19 protein-coding genes and 1 pseudogene are annotated in these 21,638 nt (G+C 70.6%); 8 read left to right on the top strand and 12 right to left on the bottom strand.

Annotated elements, in window-relative coordinates; genetic code table 11:
- Positions 1 to 256 precede the first annotated feature (256 nt).
- Positions 257 to 1,054, bottom strand: coding sequence for a M35 family metallo-endopeptidase (locus tag P3T29_RS08085; RefSeq protein WP_280715626.1), 798 nt, complete (start codon positions 1,052 to 1,054; stop codon positions 257 to 259).
- A gap of 270 nt (positions 1,055 to 1,324) precedes the next feature.
- Between P3T29_RS08085 and P3T29_RS08080 the strand changes: the two genes are divergently transcribed.
- Positions 1,325 to 1,990, top strand: a complete 666-nt coding sequence (locus P3T29_RS08080; RefSeq protein ID WP_280715625.1) for a TetR/AcrR family transcriptional regulator — start codon at positions 1,325 to 1,327, stop codon at positions 1,988 to 1,990.
- A gap of 49 nt (positions 1,991 to 2,039) precedes the next feature.
- Here P3T29_RS08080 and P3T29_RS08075 read toward each other — a convergent pair whose 3' ends face one another.
- A complete protein-coding gene (locus P3T29_RS08075; protein ID WP_280715624.1) occupies positions 2,040 to 2,852 on the bottom strand; it encodes an ABC transporter ATP-binding protein in 813 nt (270 codons plus the stop codon).
- Complete coding sequence (locus tag P3T29_RS08070; RefSeq protein ID WP_348532803.1) at positions 2,845 to 3,573, bottom strand: ABC transporter ATP-binding protein; 729 nt, start codon at positions 3,571 to 3,573, stop codon at positions 2,845 to 2,847. The genes P3T29_RS08075 and P3T29_RS08070 overlap by 8 nt, the downstream gene beginning before the upstream one ends.
- A 136-nt stretch (positions 3,574 to 3,709) precedes the next feature.
- Here P3T29_RS08070 and P3T29_RS08065 point away from each other — a divergent pair, with 136 nt between their 5' ends.
- The gene (locus tag P3T29_RS08065; protein ID WP_280715623.1) at positions 3,710 to 4,483 is read left to right on the top strand and encodes a pirin-like bicupin family protein; all 774 of its coding nucleotides are present in this window, start codon (positions 3,710 to 3,712) and stop codon (positions 4,481 to 4,483) included.
- A 131-nt stretch (positions 4,484 to 4,614) separates the two neighbouring features.
- On the opposite strand, the gene P3T29_RS08060 is transcribed toward P3T29_RS08065, so the two are convergent.
- Both P3T29_RS08060 and P3T29_RS08055 read right to left on the bottom strand, forming a co-directional pair.
- On the bottom strand, positions 4,615 to 5,043 hold the full coding sequence (locus tag P3T29_RS08060; protein WP_280715622.1) for a nucleoside deaminase: 429 nt from the start codon (positions 5,041 to 5,043) through the stop codon (positions 4,615 to 4,617).
- Positions 5,040 to 5,903: a TIGR03619 family F420-dependent LLM class oxidoreductase gene (locus tag P3T29_RS08055; protein WP_280715621.1), complete on the bottom strand. Its 864-nt coding sequence runs from the start codon at positions 5,901 to 5,903 to the stop codon at positions 5,040 to 5,042. The genes P3T29_RS08060 and P3T29_RS08055 overlap by 4 nt, the downstream gene beginning before the upstream one ends.
- 94 nt (positions 5,904 to 5,997) lie before the next feature.
- Here P3T29_RS08055 and P3T29_RS08050 point away from each other — a divergent pair, with 94 nt between their 5' ends.
- On the top strand, positions 5,998 to 6,462 hold the full coding sequence (locus tag P3T29_RS08050; RefSeq protein ID WP_280715620.1) for an Lrp/AsnC family transcriptional regulator: 465 nt from the start codon (positions 5,998 to 6,000) through the stop codon (positions 6,460 to 6,462).
- Between the two features lie 682 nt (positions 6,463 to 7,144).
- Here P3T29_RS08050 and P3T29_RS08045 read toward each other — a convergent pair.
- A complete protein-coding gene (locus P3T29_RS08045; protein ID WP_280715619.1) occupies positions 7,145 to 8,344 on the bottom strand; it encodes an alanine dehydrogenase in 1,200 nt (399 codons plus the stop codon).
- Positions 8,345 to 8,392: 48 nt separating this feature from the next.
- Between P3T29_RS08045 and P3T29_RS08040 the strand changes: the two genes are divergently transcribed.
- From P3T29_RS08040 to P3T29_RS08030, 3 genes are all read left to right on the top strand, one after another.
- Positions 8,393 to 9,127 (top strand): TauD/TfdA family dioxygenase, encoded by a 735-nt coding sequence (locus P3T29_RS08040; RefSeq protein WP_280715618.1) that lies wholly within the window; start codon positions 8,393 to 8,395, stop codon positions 9,125 to 9,127.
- Between the two features lie 141 nt (positions 9,128 to 9,268).
- A complete protein-coding gene (locus tag P3T29_RS08035; protein WP_280715617.1) occupies positions 9,269 to 10,435 on the top strand; it encodes an MFS transporter in 1,167 nt (388 codons plus the stop codon).
- Positions 10,435 to 11,697: an ATP-grasp domain-containing protein gene (locus tag P3T29_RS08030; protein WP_280715616.1), complete on the top strand. Its 1,263-nt coding sequence runs from the start codon at positions 10,435 to 10,437 to the stop codon at positions 11,695 to 11,697. Before P3T29_RS08035 ends, P3T29_RS08030 begins: the two co-directional genes overlap by 1 nt.
- Before the next feature lie 59 nt (positions 11,698 to 11,756).
- On the opposite strand, the pseudogene P3T29_RS08025 reads toward P3T29_RS08030, so the two are convergent.
- From P3T29_RS08025 to P3T29_RS08000, 6 genes and pseudogenes are all read right to left on the bottom strand, one after another.
- A pseudogene (locus P3T29_RS08025) lies at positions 11,757 to 11,942 on the bottom strand (zinc ribbon domain-containing protein); the annotation flags it as partial.
- A gap of 109 nt (positions 11,943 to 12,051) precedes the next feature.
- Positions 12,052 to 14,268 carry an RICIN domain-containing protein gene (locus tag P3T29_RS08020; protein WP_280715615.1) on the bottom strand — a complete coding sequence of 739 codons (2,217 nt, stop codon included), beginning with the start codon at positions 14,266 to 14,268 and terminating at the stop codon, positions 12,052 to 12,054.
- Between the two features lie 52 nt (positions 14,269 to 14,320).
- Positions 14,321 to 16,300: a hypothetical protein gene (locus P3T29_RS08015; protein WP_280715613.1), complete on the bottom strand. Its 1,980-nt coding sequence runs from the start codon at positions 16,298 to 16,300 to the stop codon at positions 14,321 to 14,323.
- 11 nt (positions 16,301 to 16,311) lie between these two features.
- Complete coding sequence (locus P3T29_RS08010; RefSeq protein WP_280715612.1) at positions 16,312 to 17,172, bottom strand: carbohydrate ABC transporter permease; 861 nt, start codon at positions 17,170 to 17,172, stop codon at positions 16,312 to 16,314.
- On the bottom strand, positions 17,169 to 18,116 hold the full coding sequence (locus P3T29_RS08005; protein WP_280715611.1) for a sugar ABC transporter permease: 948 nt from the start codon (positions 18,114 to 18,116) through the stop codon (positions 17,169 to 17,171). The genes P3T29_RS08010 and P3T29_RS08005 overlap by 4 nt, the downstream gene beginning before the upstream one ends.
- 53 nt (positions 18,117 to 18,169) lie before the next feature.
- Complete coding sequence (locus P3T29_RS08000) at positions 18,170 to 19,498, bottom strand: extracellular solute-binding protein (RefSeq protein WP_280715610.1); 1,329 nt, start codon at positions 19,496 to 19,498, stop codon at positions 18,170 to 18,172.
- A gap of 145 nt (positions 19,499 to 19,643) precedes the next feature.
- Between P3T29_RS08000 and P3T29_RS07995 the strand changes: the two genes are divergently transcribed.
- On the top strand, positions 19,644 to 20,930 hold the full coding sequence (locus P3T29_RS07995; protein WP_280715609.1) for an ROK family transcriptional regulator: 1,287 nt from the start codon (positions 19,644 to 19,646) through the stop codon (positions 20,928 to 20,930).
- A gap of 131 nt (positions 20,931 to 21,061) precedes the next feature.
- Positions 21,062 to 21,445, top strand: a complete 384-nt coding sequence (locus tag P3T29_RS07990; protein ID WP_280715608.1) for a hypothetical protein — start codon at positions 21,062 to 21,064, stop codon at positions 21,443 to 21,445.
- The last annotated feature ends 193 nt before the right edge of the window (positions 21,446 to 21,638 follow it).

The following is a 21,638-nucleotide window of genomic DNA, read 5'->3' as shown; positions in this document are numbered from 1 at the left end:
CGTTCCAGCAGTACCTCGACGCCCGCGGCCTACCCCGCCCCCTCTGGTGGCGCCAAGGAAAATGACCTTGCAAACCCAAGATCACCGACAGAGTCCTTCTCTGACCTCCCGTCAACCATCCGTGGGACTTCCACGAGGTTGCCCCGGACGCTATTCCTAACCAAGCGCTCGGTCAATAAGTGAGGCACGGAATATATCTGACGATCCGTCAAATATGCGGGCCGCTCGTGGCTTTCGGCCGGGGGGCCGCTACGCCTCAGCCCTCCTCGTCGGCGAAGCTCATGCCATCGAGAAGGTCGAAGTCGAATGGGAGGCCGCTGCCCGAGGACTGGTCCCCCGTTGGCTCCGGGGCCACCTCATTCCGCTCCGGCCTGGCCTGGAGTGCGGGGTTGGCGTGGGCGGATTTCGCGTAGTACTCGAAGTTGTAGGCGCAGTTGCAGGCTGCGGGCGACGACAGGCAGGCAAGCTCATGGGCCCTGTCCTCACCGAACTTGCTTTCATCCGTCGTGTCCCAGAGCCGGTGCGTCAACTCGTGGAGCAGAGTGGTGCCTTGTCGTTCAGGCGTCAGTCCCCAGAACGAGGTCGTCAGGCGGATCACCTCGTTCTGCCTGGTCCACGCCCAGACGAACTCCTGGTCCGCCACCGTGCCCTTGGCGTCCACGGCTTCGGTCGGGTCGTACGGCACGAGATGGGTGGCCAGCCCGGGGAGCTCGGCCACGAGTTGCCCGAACTTCCGTCTGACCTCCTTCATCATGAACAGGTTGGAGCCGAACCAATACCGGTAGAGCTCCAGGCGGGCGTCCTCGGTCTCGTCGTCGGTAAGCGCCAGGGTCTGCACGGCCGCTTCTGCCACGGCCACGGCATGGCGCAGCGCCTGCGTGACGATCTGCAACTGCTCGGGGGTGAGCTCTGCCCGGCCGTCGGTCCGTACGCGTTGCACCACCGCACCCGGGCTCTGCCGGGGTCGGGAGCTGCCCTGCTCGCGCTGCAACGCCGCCGTGAACGCCCGGTTGCCCACCGCCCGTTGGAGCGCCAGAGCGGCGGGCGGCGACATGCCGCCGATCCGGCCGACAGGTTCCGGACCGGCCGGGGTCACGTCGGCACGAGCCCCAGCGGGGTTTGGCCGTAGGGAACTTGACCCGTCCAGTGGTGACCTGTCGTCCGAAGCCCGCACCTGAGCCCCTGCCTTGGGTGGAACCGTGGACCGGTTCGTTCGACAGATCCTCGCTGGCGGGCCACCGGCGACACCGGGGATCGAAGGGCACACCTTGGCGCACTGCCGACTGCCCGTTCAGGCAGCCGGGGGACTCGTTAGAGTTGCCGGGTGGCCACCCGCGCGAAGGACCTCCAAACCCCCGCTCCCCCGGCGGAGTCGTCGACCGCCCCCGCCGGCCCGAGCGGGCGCTCACGCAGTTCCGCCAAGGGCGAGCAGACCCGCGCCCGGCTGATCGCCGCCGCGCGGACTCTGCTGACCGGGGACGGGCTGGCCCGGTTCACCACCCGTAACGTCGCCGCGCTCTGCGGGATGTCGCACGGCATGTGCCACTACCACTTCCAGGACCGGACCGACCTCATCGTCGCGGTGATCGAGGACATCCGACCGGAGTGGATCTCTCCCCTCGAAGAAGCCGTCGACAGCCCGGGGGACTTCACCCAGCGGGCCGAACGCGTGATCAGGCTGCTGACCGAGCCGGAGGGCGTGGACCTGTCCCGCCTGCACTCCTCGCTGCACTGGTTCGCCCTGAACGACGACCGGGTCCGCAGCAGCCTCGAGGCCGAGTACCGGCGCTGGCGGGCCTGCTTCGTCCGGCTCTTCCAGGTGCTGGCGGACGAACGCGGCGGCGGCCTCGACCCGTTGCCGCTCGGCGAGGCGGTGGCCTCCGCTGCGGACGGGCTGGCCGCGATCCAGTCCCTGGACGCGCAGGTCGATGCCGAGGCGGTCATCCGGGCGCTCATCAGCGGACTGGCGGCGGGCGCAGCGTGGCCGTAGTTCCCGGCCGGGGTCGGACGGCGGCTCCCGCCGAGGGCGTCCGGCTCCCCTACAGCGCACGGCGGGCGGCCGCGATGCCGTGCGGATCCCAGCCCGGGCGGGGGACGGACTCCAACAGCAGCCTGGTGTAGGGGTGTTCGGGCTCGGCGAGGACGCAGGCGGTGGGGCCGGACTCGACGATCCGGCCGTGGCGCATCACGATCACCGCGTCCGTCACACAGCGCACCACGCCGAGGTCGTGGGTGATGAACAGGTAGCCGACGCCGGTCTGTTCGCGGATGTCGGCGAGCAGGTTGAGGATCTGGGCCTGCACGGAGACGTCGAGGGCGGCCACCGCCTCATCCAGGACCAGGACGGCCGGTTCGACGGCCAGCGCACGCGCGATCGCGACGCGCTGGCGCTGGCCGCCGGAGAGCTGCCGGGGCAGGGCGTCGGCGGCCCGGGTGCCGAGGCCGACCTGGTCGAGCAGTTCGGTGATCCGGCGGGGGTGGTCGGTGTCGGGGAAGTGCAGGCGCAGGGTCTCGCGCAGCACGGCGCCGACCCTGGTGCGCGGGTCCAGGGAGAGGTACGGATCCTGGAAGACCAGCTGGATCTCGCGGGCCCGCGCCAGTCGTCGGGCCTTTCCGCGCAGGTGTCCGGTCCGGTCGCGGCCGTGCAGCAGGACCTGTCCGGCGTCCGCCCGCTCCAGGCCGACGATGATCCGGGCGGTGGTGGTCTTGCCCGATCCGGACTCGCCGACGATGCCGAGCGAGCCACCGGCGGCCAGCGTGAACGAGACGTCGTCGACCGCGTGGACGCTCCCGTAGGTGCGGTGCAGCCCGCTGACCTCCAGGACGGCTGCCCCGCTGATGCTCTCAGTCATCGGCTTTCCCTTCGAGCTGGTCGCTGTGGTGGCAGGCGACCAGGCGGGCCGGATCGCCCGGGACGGGCAGCGGGGCGGGCGCCTGCTCGGCGCAGCGGTCGGTGGCGTAGCGGCAGCGCGGCGCGAACGGACACCCCGTCAACTCCTCGCGCAGGTCCGGTGGTTGGCCGTCGACGGCGGCGAGCCTGCCCGGCGGGGCGTCCAGGCGAGGGGTCGAGCCGAGCAGTGCGGCCGTGTGGGGGTGGCGGGGACGGGTGAACAGGGCGTCGGCCGGGCCGGTCTCGGCGATCCGTCCGGCGTACATGACGTACACCCGGTCGCTGATGGCGGCGGCGAGGCCGAGGTCGTGGGTGACGAAGAGCAGGCCGGTGCCGAACCGCATCCGCAAGTCGGCGAGCAGGGCCACCACCTCGGCCTGGGTGGTGACGTCCAGGGCCGTGGTGGGCTCGTCGGCGAGGAGCAGGGCGGGTTCGCCCATCAGGGCCGCCGCGATCATGACGCGTTGCAGCATGCCGCCGGACAGTTCGCCAGGGTGGCGGCGCAGCGCGGCGGCACTCAGGCCGACGGCTTCGAGCAGCTCGGTGGCGCGCCGGGTGGCGTCGGCCGGGCGCAGGCCGGAGCCCCGGCGCAGGCTCTCGGTGAGGAAGTCGCCGATGCGGCGCAGCGGGTTGATGGCGGCTCTGGGGTCCTGGAAGATCATGGCCGCCGAGTTGGTGCGCACGCCTGCGGCGCAGGACCGGACCAGCCGCAGCGACCCGGAATAGTTGAATGGTGGACTATGTTCTGTCGTGCAGGGTGCCGCGAGACACCGCCGGGGCCTCGCGAGAGCTCCCGGACCGCCCGAAAGGACACACGAGTTGAACACCACCGCGAACCAGCCGCAGATCGACGTCCGCCGCGCCGGCGAGCGCTCCGGCACGAAAATCGACTGGCTGGACTCCAAGCACTCGTTCTCGTTCGGCGGACACTTCGATCCCGCCAACACCCACCACGGCCTGCTGCTCGTCAACAACGACGACATCGTCCGGCCGGGCAGCGGATTCGAGACCCACCCGCACCGCGACATGGAGATCGTCACCTGGGTGCTGCAGGGTTCCCTGGTCCACCAGGACTCCACCGGCCACTCCGGCGTGATCTACCCCGGACTCGCCCAGCGCATGAGCGCCGGCACCGGCATCCTGCACTCGGAGAAGAACGACTCCTGGCGCCTCAGCGGTGCCGACGCCCACACCGCCCCCGTCCACTTCGTCCAGATGTGGGTCGTCCCCGACGAGGGCGGCATCACCCCGGGCTACGAACAGCTCGAAATCGACGACGAGTTGCTGTCCGGCGGCCTGATCCCGGTCGCCTCCGGAATGGACCGGCACGCCGGCGCGTCCGCCATCCGCATCAAGAACCGCTACGCGGCGCTGCATGCGGCCCGCCTGCAGCCCGGCCAGAGCGTCGAGCTGCCCGACGCCCCCTTCGTGCACCTGTTCGTCCCGCGCGGCAACGTCGCCCTGGAAGGTGTCGGCCCGCTGGCCGCCGGCGACGCCGTGCGCTTCACCGCGATCGGCGGGCAGAAGGTCACCGCAGTCGAGCCGGCGGAGATCCTGGTGTGGGAGATGCACGCCACCGTCGCTTCCAGGTAGGGCCCGCTGAGCCGGCGCACGAGTGCGGCGGCGCGCGGTGGACCGCAGCCACGGCGCGCCGCCGCCCGTACGGGCGGGGCGGCGCGCTCCGCAGGACGGCCCGGCGTACTTCTACAAGATCTTCCCCGAGCTCAGCGGTAGTACCCCTCGACCACGGCTCGCACCTCGTCGAGCAGCGCGGGGCCGTCCTGCGGCACGGGCGGCCGGCCGCTGCCCGGCCTGATGTCCAGGAGCTGTTCGTTGGACAGGGCGAACACCACCCGCCGTAGCCCCGCCTGCTGGATGACCGCCTCGCACATCCCGCACGGCTGGCAGCTGGTGTACATCGTGGTCCGCGCCGCCGTGGCCGCGTCCAGTTCCCTCGCGGCCCACCGAGCCAGCTTCAGTTCCGGGTGGGCGGTGATGTCCTGGTCGGTGAGGGTGGTGTTGTGCTCCGCTGCCAGCACCGTCCCGTCCGGCGCCACCAGCAGCGACCCGAACGGCGGGTCACCGCCCTCGCGGGCCTTGGCCGCGAGGGCGATGGCCTGCCGGAGGAGGGCGTGGTCGTCGGGTGTGGTCATGACTGCTCCGTTCTGGTGCGGGGAGGGTAGAACTGCGCGGCCACCGTGGCGAGTGCCTGCCAGCCCGCCTGCGGGTGGCAGGTCTCGCGGGGGTCTCCGCTGTAGGGGTCGAGGACGACGGTCTCGGCGCCCAACAGGCGCAGTTGGTCGAGGTCGTCCACGATCTGCTCGATCGTGCCCTCACCGGCGAGCCGTTCCGGTCCGCTGACCGGTACCGAGGTGAGTTTGAGAGCGATCCGGGGGGCGAAGGCGGGCACCGGGAGCTGTTGCTCGTCTGCGGACGCCTTGAGCCTGACCACGGCTTCACGCAGCCACGGCACGGTGCAGCGCAGCGGATGCCAGGCGTCCCCGAGCCGTACGGCCCGGCGTATCCCCGCGTCGCTGTTGCCGCCGACCCAGACCGGGATGCTCCGGGTTCCGTAGTCGGCGGTGTCCGCCCAGGCCGCCCGGACGTCGCGCAGGTGATCGTCGGTCAGGCGTCCACGCTGTTCGAACGGGATCCCGAGAGCCGCGAACTCCTGCCGTGCCCAGCCCACCCCCACGCCGAGGACCAGCCGGCCGCCGCTGAGTTGATCGAGGTTGGCCGCCATCCGGGCGGTGAGCAGCGGGTGCCGGTAGGGGGCGATGAGGACCGTCGTGCCGAGCCGGACCCGGGTGGTCAGGCCGGCCAGCCAGGACAGAGTGGTGAAGGGCTCGTAGAAGGGGCCCGGATAGCGCACGGCGACGTCGGGCGTGATGGCGACGTGGTCCGAGACCATCAGCAGGTCGAAGCCCAGGCCCTCCACGGTCTGGGCCCAGCTCCGCAGGACACCCGGGTCGGTGCCGGGGCCGAAATTGAGGATGTTGACTCCGATCTTCACAACCCGCAGCCTAGTCAGCCGACTTGGGCCGCCAGAAGGGATTCCTGCCTGTTCAGGGGCGGTTCGACCGTGGATTCACCGGTAATCTGGCCGGATGACCGAGAGTCTTGACGCGACGGACTGGGCGATCCTGGACGAGGTCCAACGGGACGGCCGGATCGCGTACACGGAGTTGGCGCGGCGGGTGAACCTGAGCGCGTCGGCGACGACCGAGCGGGTGCGGCGGCTGGAGGCGGCCCGGGTGATCACGGGGTACCGGGCCGAGGTGGATCTGGAGCGGACCGGACACGCGGTGCTGGCGGTGGTGCGGCTGAAGTACCCGGGGACCCGGCACGAGCCGCTGCACCGGCTGCTCGGGGAGCGCCCGGAGATCCTGGAGTGCCTGCGCACCACCGGGGACGACTGCTACGTCCTGAAGGTGGCGGCCACCTCGATGGCCCACCTGGAGGAACTCGTCGACGCGCTGGCCCAGTTCGGCAGCACCACCACCAACCTCGTCCTCAGCCGCACGCTGCCGTTCCGAGGCCCGCGAGAGCCTCGGGCGAACACCGTCAGCTAGGCCATCCTCCGATCGTCCGACGAAGGGCGGAGATGCCGCGCTCGGGGGGGCTCGCCGTGGGCCTCCGGCTGGAGGAAGTACCCGCGTTCCTCGGGCGGTTTGTCCTCCTCGGCCAGCACGGGGTTGGCCCGTGCCCACGGGTCCTGACGGACATCGGTGACCTGCCAGCACACCTCTGCCCCCGGCACCCCGCCACGGACCTCGAAGCTGCCGCCGCCGGGGTGACGGACGACGTAAGGTCCGGCGCCGGGCCGTCCAGCGGGGTCAGCTGGTAGCAGAGCCCGGTGTTCAGGACGGCGAACCAGTCCGGCAGCGTGACGGCCGCCTCGCCATGGTCGTCGAGTGTGACCGTGCCGTCGTAGACGTTCTTCCGCTCCGGCGACTCCACGAAGAAGAGTCAGGTGCACAGGCCTACCGGCGGCCGCCACACATGCGGTTGGCCCGCCCGCCCGCTGATGGGCGGGCGGGCGGGCCAACCGTGACGGTGCTTACCAGGACCAGGAGGTACCGGCGTAGTTGGCGTAGAGCTTCGGACCGGTCCAGGTCCAGTGGACGCCGTAGCGGACACTGTTCCTCTCGCGTGGTTCGCCGAGAGAGTGGTCGAGCAGGCGGTGAATGCCGAGCGGGTGCGCGGCAGCGGTCGGACGGGCCGGGCCGGAGCTGGGGGTCGGGCAGGCAGGGGTCAGCCGGCCGTGAGGCTCGCGAGGCGGCCGAGCTCATCGGGCTGGGCGGTGTCCTCGGCAAGCGGGTGGTGGGGGTAGTGCGGTGAACGGCCCTGGTAGGCGAGGATGCTGGGGTTCTGGACGACGCCTTCGCGCACCTCGATGGCCCGGCGGACGGTCTCGTCGGTGTCCCAGGCCCGCGGGTCGGCGATGATCGGCAGGTAGTGCAGGCTGGGTTGGCTCTGCTCCCAGGTGGCGGAGTCCCAGAGCAGCGCCGGGCTGTGGTCGACCGCGTAGTAGCGGACGTGGTCGCCGACCGTGACGAGGGGATCGTCGAAGGAGGTGGGGCGGGCCCAGCTGAATCCCATGGCGACGTCGCAGGAGATGTCGACGATGAGGGTGCCGGAGGGGAAGCGGGGCAGGTCGTCCTCGGTGAGGTAGACCTGCGGGGAGTTGATGTCCTGCATCACGCAGTTGACGACGACATCGTGCTCGGCGAGGAAGGCGACCAGCGGGACCGTGCGGCCCTCGACTGTCACGGTGCTCGCAGCCGGATCGGCGTGGTCGTAGTGGAGTTGGGCCATCCGCGCGGTGTCGCAGGGCGGGGTGACGGCGGAGCTCGGGCGCTGGGTGACGACGCTGAGGCCGCCCACGCCGTGGGCCTGGAGGGCGATCGCCGCGCCCCGCCCGGTGGAGCCGAAGCCGAGCACGACCGCCTTCTCCAGCGGCCTGCCCCACGCCCCGGTCCGTCCGACGGACTGCAGCGCGTGCTGGACGGAGCAGTAGCCGGCGATCTCGCAGACGCCGTGGAACACGAAGCGGTCGATGTCGCTGCCCTCGGGCCGGTTGCGCATGGCCTCCATGGAAATGACGGTCAGTTTGTGGTCGATCGCCAACTGTGTCGTCTCCATGTTCTGGGCGAAGTGTGGTGCTGCCCAAAGGATTTGACCATCCCTCAGTTCGGCGAGATCGCGAGGAGTGGCCTTGAACATGATGACGAGGTCGCAGTCGGCGATGATGTCGCGGCGGGAAAGTATGCCGGCGACATGGGGGGCTAGTTGCTCGTCGGAGAAGCCGAACCAGTGGCCGTAGCCCGCCTCCAGGAACATCCGGCCACGGATATCGGCGTCGATGAGCGGGAGATGGGCCGGGTGGAGGGGGGCGCGCCTCTCGTTCTTCTTATGCGTGGAGGCGAGTACACCGATGCTGAGGTTAGTCATATGGAGGGCCTCTTCGTATGGTTGACTATTCATCAAATCCTACGAGTTATGCTGGTGGTGACGCTGGTGAATGACACAACTTCCGAGATCGTGAGCGACCTGACCTCGCGTGGATTCGCGCTGACGCAGGGCCCTCTCACCCAGCAGGAGGCCGCTGACCTGGTCGGACGGCTGGGGACAGTCGTCCCGCAGACCACCGGGGCGTTGGCGTACGACATCATGGCCCACCCGGGCTTCGAGAAGGTGCGTGACACCCGCAGCGCCCATACCCTGCGGCCGCACACCGAGGCTCCCGGTCAGAATCCCCCGCCGCGCTACCTGGCGCTGCACTGCCGCGTCCAGGCCACCTGCGGCGGCGGCCAGACCATGCTCGCCGACGCGCGCGACTTCGTCGCCGGTCTGAGCAGTAGCAACGAACGGCTGGTGCGCGAGGCCGAGTTGTACTGGCCGTCCTACGTGGAGGATTCCGACGTCGAAGGGCTCTGGAAGCCCCTGGTCGAGCAGACGGAACACGGCACGATCAACCGCCTGAGTTGCACACTCCTGCAGACCGGCGGCTATTCCGAGGACCTCGACGAGCCGGCCGGCCCGCAGAACCCGCCGCTCGGTGCCGAGGGCGTCGAACTCGCCCAGCAGGCCCTGGACTTCTTCCAGGAAAACCGAGTATCGGTCCTCATTCCCGAGGACGCGATGCTGATCTGGGACAACCACCGAATGTTCCACGCGCGTTCATCTTTCACCGACACCCGCCGGCGTCTCACCCGGTACTGGATCGCAGACTGACCTCGGACTCGGAGCGACCGCGCTTACCCACGGCGGACGCCGGCTTGGAGCGACCGCTCTTACACCACAGCAGCGCAATCAGGAAAGGCAAGAACACTGCACGCCTATCGCCGAGTTCTGGGAATCCCCGGATTGCGGTCGATGCTACTGCTGGGGTCGTTGATCAAGATCCCGTTGGTGGCCGTACCGCTGGTCCTCACCCTGCATCTGACGACCACCCGGCAACTCGGTTACGGGCAGGCCGGGTTGGTCATCGCGCTGTGGACCGCCGGTGCCGCCGCGGGCTCCCCGTTCCAAGGGCGCCGGATCGACCGGCACGGGCTGCGGCCGGTGCTGATCGTCGCCACCGTGAGCCAGGCCCTGTTCTGGGGGCTGGCGGCAGGGCTGCCGTACCCCGCCCTGCTCGTCGCCGCCCCGCTGTCGGGGTTGGTCATCGTCCAGGGATCGACGATCTCCCGCCTGGCCATCACCGGCCTGGTACCCGAGGAGAACCGTCACACGGCCTTCGCCGTGGACTCCATGCTGACCACCGTCTCGTACCTGATCGGCCCGTCGCTCGCTGTCGTGCTGGCGACCCAGACGTCAACTGCCCTCGCCGTCCGGGCACTCGGGCTGCTGCTGGTCGTGAACTGCCTGGCCGTGATCGTCCGGAACCCTCGGGTGGAACCCCGCGCCGAGGACCGGCCGTCGGACGCCCCGCTGCCCTCGCTGCGCCAGTGGCTCAACCGGGGGCTGGTCGCGGCCTGCGCCTGCGCACTGGCCGCCGGGATGTTCGCCTCCGGCACGGAGTTGGGGATCATCGGAGCGCTTCGGCAGCACGGCCAGACGGCGTGGATCGGCCCCGTCCTGGTGGGTGTCGGCCTGGGCTCGATGGCCGGTGGTCTCGTCTACGGGAGTCTGTCGCGCCGTCCCCCGGCCGCTCTGACCGTGGCCGCCCTCGGCGCCGTGACGATCCCCGTCGGCCTCGTGGGCGGTGTCCCCTGGCTGGCCGTGGCGATGCTGCCCGCCGCCCTGCTGAACGCACCGGCCTTCGCGTCCACCGCGACCGCCGCCAGCACCTTCGCCGTGAGCGGGGCCCGGGCCTCGGCGCTGAGTCTGTACTCCACGGCGACGGCCGCCGGCGCCGCGCTCGGCGGGCCGGTCGTCGGCACGGCCCTGGACCACGGGGGCACGTCCCTCGGCTTCACCACGGTCGGCGCCTTCATCCTGCTCGTCTCCCTGCTGGCCGGCCCCGCGATGCGCACACGCGCGCAAGCCGTACCCGCCTTCCTTGACGCTTCTGCCCACCTTGAGAAAGAGAGCCTGTGATGTCCGCCCTGCGCCACGTCGTCCTCGTCGATCCCTACATCCCGGCCGTGCAGCTCGCCGAACACTTCCGGCAGGCCGGGGCGACCCTGATCAGGGTGCAGAGCACCAAGGAGGTACCTCAGGTCTACCAGGCGTCGTACGCGCTGGAGGGCTATGCGGACACCGTCGTCCACGAGGACCTCGCCACCACCGTCGCACGCCTCGCCGTGTACGCCCCGGTGGCCGTCGTGGCCGGCTGTGAGCTCGGCGTCCCGCTCGCCGACGCGCTCAGCTCGGCGCTCGGACTCGCCAGCAACGGCGTGGAGTTGAGCGAGGCCCGGCGCGACAAGTACGTGATGATCGAGACGATCAAGCAGGCCGGTGTCCCCGGAGCCCGTCAGCTCCAGGTCACCGACGAGGAGGAGTTGGCGCAGTGGCACCACTCCCTGGGCGGCCGCGTCGTCGTGAAGCCGCTCCGGAGCTCGGGCAACGACCACGTCTTCTTCTGCGACACGCCCGAGGAGTCCGTGGCCGCGTACCTGAAGACGGCCGGGACCGTCAACGTGTTCTCCGAGCGCAATGCCGGGGTGGTGGCGCAGGAGTACCTCTACGGGACCGAGTACATGGTCAACACGGTGAGCCGCGACGGTCACCACCGGATCTGTGAGATCTGGCGGACCACGCGGCTCTCCGTCAACGGCGTGTCGGACCTCGTCGACGGCATCTACCTGATGGCCCGGCGAGGTGAGGTGCAGGACCAGCTGGCCGAGTACACGGAGCGGGTGCTCGACGCACTCGGCATCCAGCACGGTCCGGCGCACCTTGAGGTGAAGCTGACCAACGACGGGCCGAGGCTCGTCGAGGTCGGTGCACGCCTCTCCGGCGGCAGGCTGCCCGTGCACGCGCAGCTCGCCATCGGCGAGTCCCAGCTCGACTGGACGGTACGGGCGTACCTCGACCCCGAGGGCTTCCACCGGCTGGCCGACGAGGACTACCGCAAGGCTCGGCACGTCGGTCACATCGCACTGGTCTCACCGGTCGAAGGGGCGCTGCGGGGGTACCGCGACCTGGACGCCGTCCGGCGCCTGGACAGCTTCCACAACCTCCAGACCTACCTCCAGCCGGGCGACCGGATCACCCGCACCGTCGACGACATGACGTACACCGGGTCCGTACTCCTGCTGCACGAGACGGAGGAAGCAGTCCTGCGCGACGCCAACACCATCCGGTTCCTGGACGGCCCCGGCTTCTACGAGCTCGCCCCGGAGGGCGCCGAGGCGTGACCGACGCCAAGGCCCGGACGCACGCGGTTGCGGGTCAGGTCAGATCAACAGGCGGAACTCGCCTGATCGGGTCGGTTGTTCTTCGCGGTGTGTCCGCACCAGGAGCACCGCCGGCTGGTGTACGCCGGATCGACGTACACCAGCCGGACTCCGGCCCGCTGGGCCTTGTAGGTGATGAACTGTCCGAGCTGGGCGAACGCCCAGGAGTGCAGCGCGACCTGTTGGGGCTTGCGGAGCCGTACCCGAAACGCCCCGACCGACCGTCACCATGGAGACGCAGAGCACTCAGGTGCTCCGCGCCTCCAGGTCAGGGAAGCAATTCCTCCCGAGCCGTAAAGGGCCGGGATTCCCTTGCTAGATGCCGTTGATGTTCCAGTGCTGCAGCGCCGAGCCGGTGTCGGTCTGCTGGGTGACCGGCGAGCCGTCCGAGGCCGAGGTGGTGGTCAGCAGCAGCCCGCTCTTCCGGGAGGCGATGGTGTAGCCGCCGCTCACCGCTGTCACCACCCAGTGCTGGTTGCTGTTGCCGGTGCAGGTCCACTGGATCACCTGGGCGCCGGCAATAATGGAGCCGCCGCTGACGTCCATGCACAGCTTCGACTGGCCGTTGGCGATCTGGTAGGAGCCGTCGGACTGCCGGGTGAAGACCCAGGTCTGGTTGCCGCCGCCGTTGGCGGTCCAGGTGATCAGCTGGGTGCCCGGAGTGGTGGAGTGGTTGGGGTCGTCCAGTGCCTTGCCCGAGGCGGTCAGCGTGTGGGTGCCGGCCAGGGTCGTGCCGGTCGGGGTGAACGTCAGGGTCTGCTCGTCGGCGGTACGGGCACCGCCGACCGCGCTGCCGGTGGTGTCGGTCCAGCTGCGGGCGGGCGTGGTCTCGGCGAGCCGGCTGCTGTCGGAGGAGAGTCCGAGCACCAGGCCGCTGTACCGGTTGACCAGGTGGAAGCCGCCCGCCGGTGAGGTGTCCGGCAGCACGAACCACTGCCGCCCGACGGACGGACCGCCCGAGCCCGGCGCGGTGACGGTGGGCGCGGCGCCCCAGGCGCGGTCGGCCGTCCGGGTCGAGTCGACGCCGAGCAGCTGCCCGGTGGCGGAGTTGACGATCCCGTAGGAGCCGTCCCCGTTCGCCGTGAAGTTCCAGGACTCCAGCGCGGACCCGGTGGCCGCGCCCAGGGAGGTGGCGGCGGAGCTGCCGGAGACCTGGGCGAGCACCCGGCCGCCGGCGCTGCCGATCCGGTAGGTCCTGGTGGTGTCCACCGGAGCCGCCGGGCTCTGCGAGCCGACGGTGATGTCGGTGTACTCGCCGTTGGAGCCGTTCGCGCAGGACCAGGCGCAGTAGGAGCGGAAGGTCTTGCCGACGACGGCGTTGGTGGTCCGGTTGGCGCCGTCCAGGAACCAGCGGTACCAGGAGGCGGTGTGGTAGCTGCCGGTGTCGCCGAGCAGGAACCACTTCTGGGACGCCAGGTCGGCCGTGGCGTAGAACTGCTGCGGCGCCGATCCGCTCTGGTCGACCCCCTGCGGCTCGCCGATGTACAGGCCCAGGTAGGCGTCGTAGGTGACGTCCATGACGAACAGCGGTGAGGTCGCGGGCATCTGGCCGGCCGCAATCTGCTGGGCGGAGGTCCCGGTGTTGGCCGGGTTGTACTCGCCCGTGGCCGGGGTGTAGCCGGTGGTGTTGGTGGCGTCGACGGGCACCATGTTGCTCTCCAGCCCGCCCTGTCCGGGCTGGGACCAGGAGCCGTTGTACCACTTCTGCCAGGAGCTGGGAGCCATCTTGGCGGCGATCGGGGCGCGCGCCACGTGCTCGTAGAAGGCCTTCCAGCCGCCGCTCTTGTCGATCACGCGGGAGCCGTAGTAGACGTAGAAGTAGCCGGAGGCGGTGTCGACGTACAGCCGCTGGTCGCCGTCGCCGTAGTAGTACGTCTGGCCGGGGAACTGGGTGGTGTCGCCGCGCTGGGTGCTGTACGGCGAGGTGATGGCGTGGTCCTTGATGGTCCAGGTGTGGCCCTGGTCGGTGGAGACCGCGTAGTCGATGGCGTCGTAGTGCAGGCCGTCGTTGAACGGCGAGGGGGTGAACTCGTTGTGCACCAGGCCGTACCAGTCGCCGGTGTCGGGGTCCACCCAGGTGCCGACCAGGTCGCAGTAGTTCTTCTGCGCGTAGCCGGAGTTGCCGACGGAGTACGTCGCGCTCAGGCCGGTCGGGCTGTTGTTGCAGCGCCAGGTGGTGTCGTTGTTCATGTCGTTGGCGTTGGCGGGGTTGACCGCGTTGTCCAGGGCGCTGTCGGAGGCGGCGGAGTCGAAGTCGGTGCCGGTGAAGAAGCCCCAGGAGCGGTTGTCGTTGGCGCCGTAGAGGGCGTCGGACTCCTGGTAGTGGAAGGTGCCGTCCTTGTCGGTGTAGGGCGCGGCGGGGCTGTCGCTGATGTTGCCGAACGGCACGGGGGCCGAGACGGAGACGGTGTAGCCGGTGGTGCGGACGGTGGCGGCCGGGGTGGCGTCCGCCGGGGTGGCGGCCAGGCCGGCGAGGCTCAGGGCCGTGCTGGTGAGGATCGCGGTCAGGGGGCCGCGGAGTGGGGGAAACACGGATTCTCCTTACTGTGCGGAGCACACCGTTGTGGGGCGGGCTTCGATGGAGTCAGTGCCAGTTCACGACCAGCCAGCCGCGGTGCGGCAGGTCCTGGCCGAGGATCAGCTCGCGGCGGTGCTGGTCGAGGCGGGCTGAGGTCGGTGGGGCGAGCGGGGCCAGCAGGGTGGCGGCGGCGGCCTTCGGGGCGCCCGGCAGGGTGATGCGCGGTCGGACCGGGTCGGCGCTGCCGTTGGCCACCGCGAGCTGCCAGCCGCGCTCGGTGTGCGAGAGGTGCGGGATCAGGTGGGGGCCGCCGCTGACCAGGGGCAGGGCGGGCCGGTCGGCTTCGAGGAAGCGGACCATGGTGTGCAGCAGGCGCTGGCCGTCGTCGTCGTACGGCAGGAGCTGCGCTGCGGTCGCGGCCAACACCGCCACCCGGCCGCCGAGTTCGTTGCGGAACACGAACCGGCCGGGGCCCCAGGTCTGCCGGCCGGGGGTCAGGATCGTGGTCCAGGACTCGGCTCCGGGGGCCAACGCCAGGCGGGCCAGCGCGGGTTGGCCGTTGACGCTCAGGTACACGTCCTGGTCCCGTACGTGCTCCAGGGCGTACGGGCCGGCCGGGCCGGTGGCCTCGCGCTCGACGAGCTCGCAGGTGGTGATCCCGAGCAGTCGGCCGAAGCCGCGCCGGGTCAGCACCTCGGCGGCCACGCCGTCCAGCAGCAGCCCGCCGGCCAGCATCAGCTCGACCTCGAAGTCGGCGAAGGCCCAGGCGGCTTGGCCGAACAACGCCTGCACGGGGGCGCGGGCGGCGGTGACCGGCACGCCGTAGCGCAGCAGGTGGTCGGCGGTGGGTCCGGCGTCGACGGCGAGCCCGGCGAGCCCGCCGTCGGCCCGTGTGCGCACGTGGGCGGCCGCGTGCTGCGGCATCGGCAGGCCGACACCGTGGGTGGTCGGCAGGCGCGGCTGCCGTTCGGCGACCCAGTCGAGTGCGGGGCGGGAGCGGCGGAGCAGGTCGGCGACACGCGGGAAGCGCTGGGCGCGGCCGGACTGCATGGGGTGGACGTTGAGGAACATCGCATCGGATCCGGCGAGCCCGGCGGCGACCAGCTCGGACCAGGTCTGGGTGTCGGACTTGGACCAGGCGGTGTGCGGCCAGTTCTCGATCTCGGGTTCACTGGTGGCGTGCGCCGGTCGCAGTGCCCGTTGGGCTTCCAGCATCCAGACGGAGAAGCTGAGTTCGCGCCCGGGCGCATCGCCGTAGCGGGCGAAGTGCGGGCGGTGGGCGACCCGGCCGTCGATGCTCAGTGCTTCGAACAGGGCCGGCCAGTCGCGGCCCTCCACCGAGTGGACGCCGAGTTCGGAACTCATCAGGCCGAGCCGGACGCGTCCGCCGGAACACTCGCCGACCGCCTTGGCCACCAGTTCGGCAGTCTCCAACTGGGCGGTGCGCCAGACCTGTTGCAGCAGCGCGCGCCACGGGTGGGGCTCCCCCGGCGAGGTGATGGCGGCCACCAGCCGCTCCCGGGTGACCGGCTCTCCGGCGGCCGCCGCGAACCGGTCCAGCATCAGCGGTTCGAAGCCGCCGCCCCACTGCAGCGGGGCGTGGTTGTGGTAGCGGAAGTCGTCCTCCAGCCACAGGACCCGCAGGTCCAGGGTGGCGTACCGGGCGTACTGGGCGACGAACCAGGCGCGCCAGCGCGGGCAGGCGAAGGAGGCCTGGGCGGTGGCGGCGGTGCCCTGGGGGTCGACCATGGGGGCGAAGCCGAGCAGATCGGCGCGGCCTCGGTCGGCATGGCCGACGGTGACCCAGGGGTTGAGGCTGACGTCCAGGCCGGCCTCGCGCAGGATCGTGGTCGCGGTCGCGGCGGTCTCGAACAGCAGGTCCTCGGCCGGTCCGGCCGGGTGGCCCGCGTAGAGCTCCTCGGCCCCGAGCAGCAGCACCACCTCGGTGACACCGGCCTCGCCGCAGAACTTGGCCAACTCTGTTGCCTGCTGGGCGGCTTCCGGAGTGGGGTGGAGCTGGAAGCGCAGGTGGTACCTGGCGGGCATGCCGGCACTCCTCACTTGGTGCTGCCGGCGACCAGGCCGGAGCGCCAGAAGCGTTGCAGGGACAGGAAGAGGACGACCAGCGGGATCGCGGAGATCGCGGCCGCCGTGATCACGATGTTGAACGGCACGGCGGTGGGCCCGATCCCGCGCTGGGCCTGCCAGCCGACGATGCCGACGGTGACGGGCTGCAGGTGGTCGTTGGCCAGCATCAGCACCGGCAGCAGGTAGTTGGTCCAGATCGCGACGAACTGGAACAGGAAGATGGTGACCAGGGCCGGGGACATCACCCGCAGCGCGATGGTCGCGAAGATCCGGAACTCGCCTGCGCCGTCGATCCGTCCGGCCTCGATGATCTCGTCGGGGACCGAGGCGCCGGCGTAGATCCGGGCCAGGTAGACGCCGAACGGGCTGACCATGCTGGGCAGCAGCACGGCCCAGTAGGTGTTCACCAGGTGGACGCCGGAGAACATCAGGTAGAGCGGGACGGCGAGCAGCGGCTGCGGGACCAGCACTGCGGCGAGCACCGAGTTGAAGGTGAACTCCCGCCCCCGGAACTGGTACTTGGCCAGGGTGTAGCCGGCCAGCGCGGCGATCAGGGTGCTGACGGCCGCGCCGCCGACGGCGTAGAGCGCGCTGTTGGCGAGCCACTGCCAGTAGATGCCGCCCTGCTGGGCGAAGACCTGGTGCACGTTGCCGAGGAGCGCGAAGTGGGCGAACCAGAAGCCGTTGCCACGGAACAGGTCGGCGTTGGTCTTGGTGGAGGAGACCAGCAGCCACCAGACCGGTGCCAGGAAGTAGACCGAGGCGACCAGTAGGACACCGAGCACCAGCCAGCGGGAAAGCCCGTGGCGTACCGCCGAGTTGGCGTTCACAGGGCAGCTCCCCGGCGCTGGACCAGCTTGAGGAATCCGAAGGAGAGCACGAAGGCGAGCAGGGCGAGGATGACCGACTCGGTGGCGGCGGCGTTGAAGTTGTTGGCGTTCACGGCGTCGTAGGCGGCGTAGATCGGGGTGTAGGTGCTGGACAGGTTGGGGGCGACGTTGTGCAGGATGGCCGGCTCGTTGTAGAGCTGGGCGGTGCCGATGATCGAGAAGACCGTGGTGAGCACCAGCGCCGGGCGGACCAGCGGCACCTTGATCCGCCAGGCGATGCCGAAGGCCGAGCAGCCGTCCATGGTGGCAGCCTCGCTGAGTTCGGCGGGGATGGCCTGCAGGGCGGAGTGGATGATCAGCATGTTGTAGCCGGTCCAGCCCCAGGTCAGCATGTTGCCGATGGTGGGGGCCAGCATGGCGTTCGAGGTCAGGTCCAGGTGCAGGCCCAGGTGGTGGGCGGCTGCGGTGATCGGGCTCAGACCGGGCGCGACCAGGTAGGACCACATGATGGCGCCGACCACGCCGGGCAGCGCGTAGGGCAGGAAGAAGGCCAGTCGGAAGAAGCGCTTGAAGAGCGTCGACCTGGCGTCCAGCAGCAGGGCCAGGCCGAGCGCGAGCAGCAGCATCAGCGGCACCTGCACCGCGCCGATCAGCAGGACCCGCAGCAGTGAGCTGCGGAAGTCCGGATCGCCCAGCGCGGTGGCGTAGTTGGACAGTCCGGTGAACACCTGGGTGGGTGCGGTCAGGCCGAGGCCCGAGCGGTGCATCCGGAACAGGCTCTGGTAGACCGTGTAGCCGATCGGGGCCAGGTAGAGCGCCGCGAACGGCACCAGGAACGGGGCCAGGAAGAGCACGACGGGCCGCCCGCGACGGCGGCGGCCGGTGCGGCGCGCGCCGGCGGCCGTGGTCCGGCCGGCTGCCCGCTCATGGAGAGCGGTGGTCATGGATGTACCGCCTTTCGGGGGGTGGGGCGCGGGTCGGGTCAGCTGACGGTGGGTCAGCTACCCGAGACGCTCAGGCCCTGCTGCTTCATCCCTGCCACCGTCTTGGTCTGCACGGTGGCGAGCATGTTCGGCAGCGAGGTGCCGCCGGTGCCGGCCTGGCCGAGCCCGTCACCGAGGTCGGTGGAGGTCTGGGTCATGGTCGGACCCCACTGCCAGTCGGTGTTGATGTGCGCGCTCTCCGCCTTGAACACGTCGAAGATGGTCTGGCCGCCGTAGAACGCGTCGGGCGCCGAGAGCGCCGGGTTGGACAGGCCCGAGGTGGCGGCCGGGTAGATCCCGGTGACCTTGATCAGGTTGCTGACGCTGGCCGCGTCGGTGCTCATCCAGGTGGCGAACTCGGTCGCCTCCTTCGCGTGGCCGCAGCCCTTGAGCACTGCGGTGGCCGAGCCGCCGTCGTTGCCGTACACCGGGTTGGCGGCGTCCCGGACCGGCATCGGCGCGACCGCCCACTGGCCCGCGCCGGCCTTGACGCTGCTGGCGATGATCGGCGCGTCCCAGACCGCGTTCACGTCGGAGAGCACCTTGCCGCTCGCCATGTCGCTGTAGAGCGAGGGGTCGTAGCTCGGATCGGTCTTGAGCAGCTTCTTGTCCAGCAGGCCCTGCCAGTAGCCGGCCACCTGCTGGTTGGCCGCACTGTCGACACTCACCTGCCACTGGTCACCGGCGGTGCCGAACCAGCCGGCGCCGGCCTGCCAGGCCAGGCCCGCGTAGTTGTAGGCGTCGTTGCCCAGGTCGCCCAGGTAGACGCTGGGGTCGGCCGCGTGCACCTTGGCGGCGTCGGCCGCGTACTCGTCCCAGGTGACCGGCGGGGCGGTGATGCCGTACTTGGCGAACAGGTCCTTGCGGTACATCAGGGCCATCGGCGCGGTGTCCACCGGGATGCCGTAGGTCTGGCCGCCGATGGTGACCTGCTTCCAGGTCCAGTCGGCGAATTGCGGCTTTGCGGCGGCGGCGAACTTGCCGACGTCCGCCAGCGCGCCGGCGGCGGCGAAGCTGGGCAGCGTCTCGTAGCCGACCTGGCCCAGACAGGGAGCGTTGCCCGCCTTGGCCGCAGTCAGCATCTTGGTGTAGCCGCCCTTGGAGCCGGAGGCGGTCTTGTCGAAGGTGACCTGGATGCCGGGGTGGGTCTGGTTGAACAGCGCCACCGACTGGTCGTAACCCGGCGCCCAGCCCCAGAAGTCCAGCTTCACCACGCCACCAGCCGAACCGGCCGAACCGGCCGTGCCCGTCGCCCCGGAGCCGCTGGAGGAGCAGCCGCTGACGACGGCCACGGCCGTGAGGACCGCGACCGCACCGGCCAGGGAGTGGGTTCTTGCCTTCATCAGGTGTCTCCTGGAGGTCGTAGGTGGGGAGGAGCGCTGGATCGAACAAGCCCAAGAGCGAACAGGTCCAATTCGTTCGGCTATTGTTTGAACTAACTTCGGGCAAGTCAATAGGCTGGGTCCGGACATACGAGAGGAGCGGTTGGTGAAGCAGGCGCTGCAGGGAACGGGCGTGCGCGAGCTGGCCATGGCGCGCCCGGCCGTCGCGCGGGACCGGTCCGCCTCCCGCCGGGCGAATCTGGGCATGGTGCTGCGGCTGCTGCGGGACGAGGGCCCGCGCTCCCGGGCCCGGATCGCCGAGGACACCGGCCTGCCCAAGGCCACCGTCTCGCACCTGATCGCCGAACTGCTGGACGGCGGCCTCGTGCGGGAGGGTGAGGCGGAACGCGACCGTGGCGCCGTCGGCCGCCCCGGCCAGGCGGTGGAGGTCGACGGCGGCAGCGTCCACGGCCTGGGCGCCGAGATCAACGTGGACTACATCGGCCTGCTCGCCCTCAACCTGCGCGGCGAGGTCACCTTCGAGCGGCGCACCCCGCTGGACGTCCGGGCCGTGGGCCCCGAGGCGGCACTGGACGCGGTGGCCCAGCTGACCGCCGACGGGATGGCCGCCGTACACACTGCGGGCGGGCATGTCGTCGGTGTCACCCTGGCCACGCCCGGCGCCGTGGACATGGACGCAGGGATCGTCAAGTACGCGTCCAACATCGGGTGGCGGGAGGTCCGGGCGCTGGCCGGCCTGCGTGAGCGGCTCGGGCCCGACACCCCGGAACTGCACCTGGAGAACGACGCCAAGCTCGGCGCGCTGGCCGAATACGTGCTGGCCTCCGCCGACAACGTGCGCGACCTGGTCTACGTCACCGGCCAGACCGGCGTCGGCGTCGGCATCATCGCGGGCGGCCAACTCGTGCGCGGCGTCGGCGGATACGCGGGCGAGGTCGGGCATCTGCGGCTGGTCCCCTCGGACGAGCCCTGCGCCTGCGGACGGCGTGGCTGCTGGGAGACCACGGTGGGGCGGGACGCGCTGCTACGGTACGCCGCCGAGCCGACCGACCTGGTCTGCGACCCGATGATCGACCTCGGGCAGCGGCTGGCCGAACTGCGCGACCGCGCACAGGCCGGCGACCCGCGCACCCTGACGGCGCTCAGCCGGATCGCCGACCACCTGGCCCCCGGGCTGGCCCTGCTGGCGGACATCCTCAACCCGCGACTGCTGGTGCTGGGCGGGCACTTCGCCTTCTTCGGCGAGCACCTGATCGACGCGGTCACGGCCCAGGTGCGCGAGCTGGTGATGGCGCCCGACACCGGCGGCTGCGAGATCGTCCTCTCCCGGCTCGGCCTGGCGGGGACGGCGCGGGGAGCGGCACTGCTCGCGCTGGACGCCGTGTACCAGGATCCGACGGCGGTGATGGCGAGCACGGAGGCAACGCGCTGAGCCGGGAGCGGGCCGGTGCGTCGCGGGTGGGAATCCTGGGAATTTGCTGTGGGATTGCTGCAACCGGGTGGGCCGCTGCTGCGTATTGCTCTTCAGTGACGCGATCGCGTCTTCGATACCTGGGGGGAACCATGAACATCACGCTTCGCCGTACCGTCGCCACCGCAGCGGTGGCAGCAGGGCTGGTCGGGATCGCGGCCGGCACCGCCTCCGCGAAGTCGGACCTGTCGATCTCCGTCAGTGCCCACACGCGGCACGTCGGGCAGAGTGTCCACGTGACGGCCCGGGGCGACGATGACGCGGCGCGCGTCACGTACGTCTGCATCGACGAGCGGATAGGCGCGGGGGCCTGGCGGCAGCTTGCCTGCTCGCCGAAGGCGGGCCGGCAGCTGGTGCTGAACGCGCGGGCCGACCGCAAGGGGCAGGAGCAGTTCCGGTCCCGCCTGCTCGTGTCGCGCGGCGGCCACCTGGTGACGGACCGGACCTCCGCGCCGATCACCGTGACCGTCCGCTGAGAGACTGCCGCCCCCGGGCGGGAGCTTGAGCTTGTCCCACCTTTCAAGCGTGGGTCCGAGAGCCCGGGAACACCGGTCCACAGCTCTCGGCGGGGTGCACCGGTTCACCGAACAACTGCGGGCAGAAGCAGGGCCTCTTGGTAGTCCAGGGATGACGAAACCATCCGGACGCACAAGAGGCCCTGCCACGACT

It is taken from the genome of Kitasatospora sp. MAP5-34, from assembly GCF_029894335.1.
In the GTDB taxonomy this organism is placed as follows: Bacteria; Actinomycetota; Actinomycetes; order Streptomycetales; family Streptomycetaceae; genus Kitasatospora.
The sequence above is the reverse complement of the archived record's forward strand: the minus strand, read 5'-3'. Positions and strand labels throughout refer to the sequence as shown.

Bases quoted from the DNA above. Each gene is read 5' to 3' on its own strand.
- P3T29_RS08085 (WP_280715626.1), bottom strand. From the start codon at position 1,054: ATGTCGCCGCCCGCCGCTCTGGCGCTCCAACGGGCGGTGGGCAACCGG.
- P3T29_RS08075 (WP_280715624.1), bottom strand. From the start codon at position 2,852: ATGACTGAGAGCATCAGCGGGGCAGCCGTCCTGGAGGTCAGCGGGCTG.
- P3T29_RS08060 (WP_280715622.1), bottom strand. From the start codon at position 5,043: ATGACCACACCCGACGACCACGCCCTCCTCCGGCAGGCCATCGCCCTC.
- P3T29_RS08050 (WP_280715620.1), top strand. From the start codon at position 5,998: ATGACCGAGAGTCTTGACGCGACGGACTGGGCGATCCTGGACGAGGTC.
- P3T29_RS08045 (WP_280715619.1), bottom strand. From the start codon at position 8,344: ATGACTAACCTCAGCATCGGTGTACTCGCCTCCACGCATAAGAAGAAC.
- P3T29_RS08040 (WP_280715618.1), top strand. From the start codon at position 8,393: ATGCTGGTGGTGACGCTGGTGAATGACACAACTTCCGAGATCGTGAGC.
- P3T29_RS08035 (WP_280715617.1), top strand. From the start codon at position 9,269: ATGCTACTGCTGGGGTCGTTGATCAAGATCCCGTTGGTGGCCGTACCG.
- P3T29_RS08030 (WP_280715616.1), top strand. From the start codon at position 10,435: ATGTCCGCCCTGCGCCACGTCGTCCTCGTCGATCCCTACATCCCGGCC.
- P3T29_RS08015 (WP_280715613.1), bottom strand. From the start codon at position 16,300: ATGCCCGCCAGGTACCACCTGCGCTTCCAGCTCCACCCCACTCCGGAA.
- P3T29_RS08005 (WP_280715611.1), bottom strand. From the start codon at position 18,116: ATGACCACCGCTCTCCATGAGCGGGCAGCCGGCCGGACCACGGCCGCC.
- P3T29_RS08000 (WP_280715610.1), bottom strand. From the start codon at position 19,498: ATGAAGGCAAGAACCCACTCCCTGGCCGGTGCGGTCGCGGTCCTCACG.
- P3T29_RS07990 (WP_280715608.1), top strand. From the start codon at position 21,062: ATGAACATCACGCTTCGCCGTACCGTCGCCACCGCAGCGGTGGCAGCA.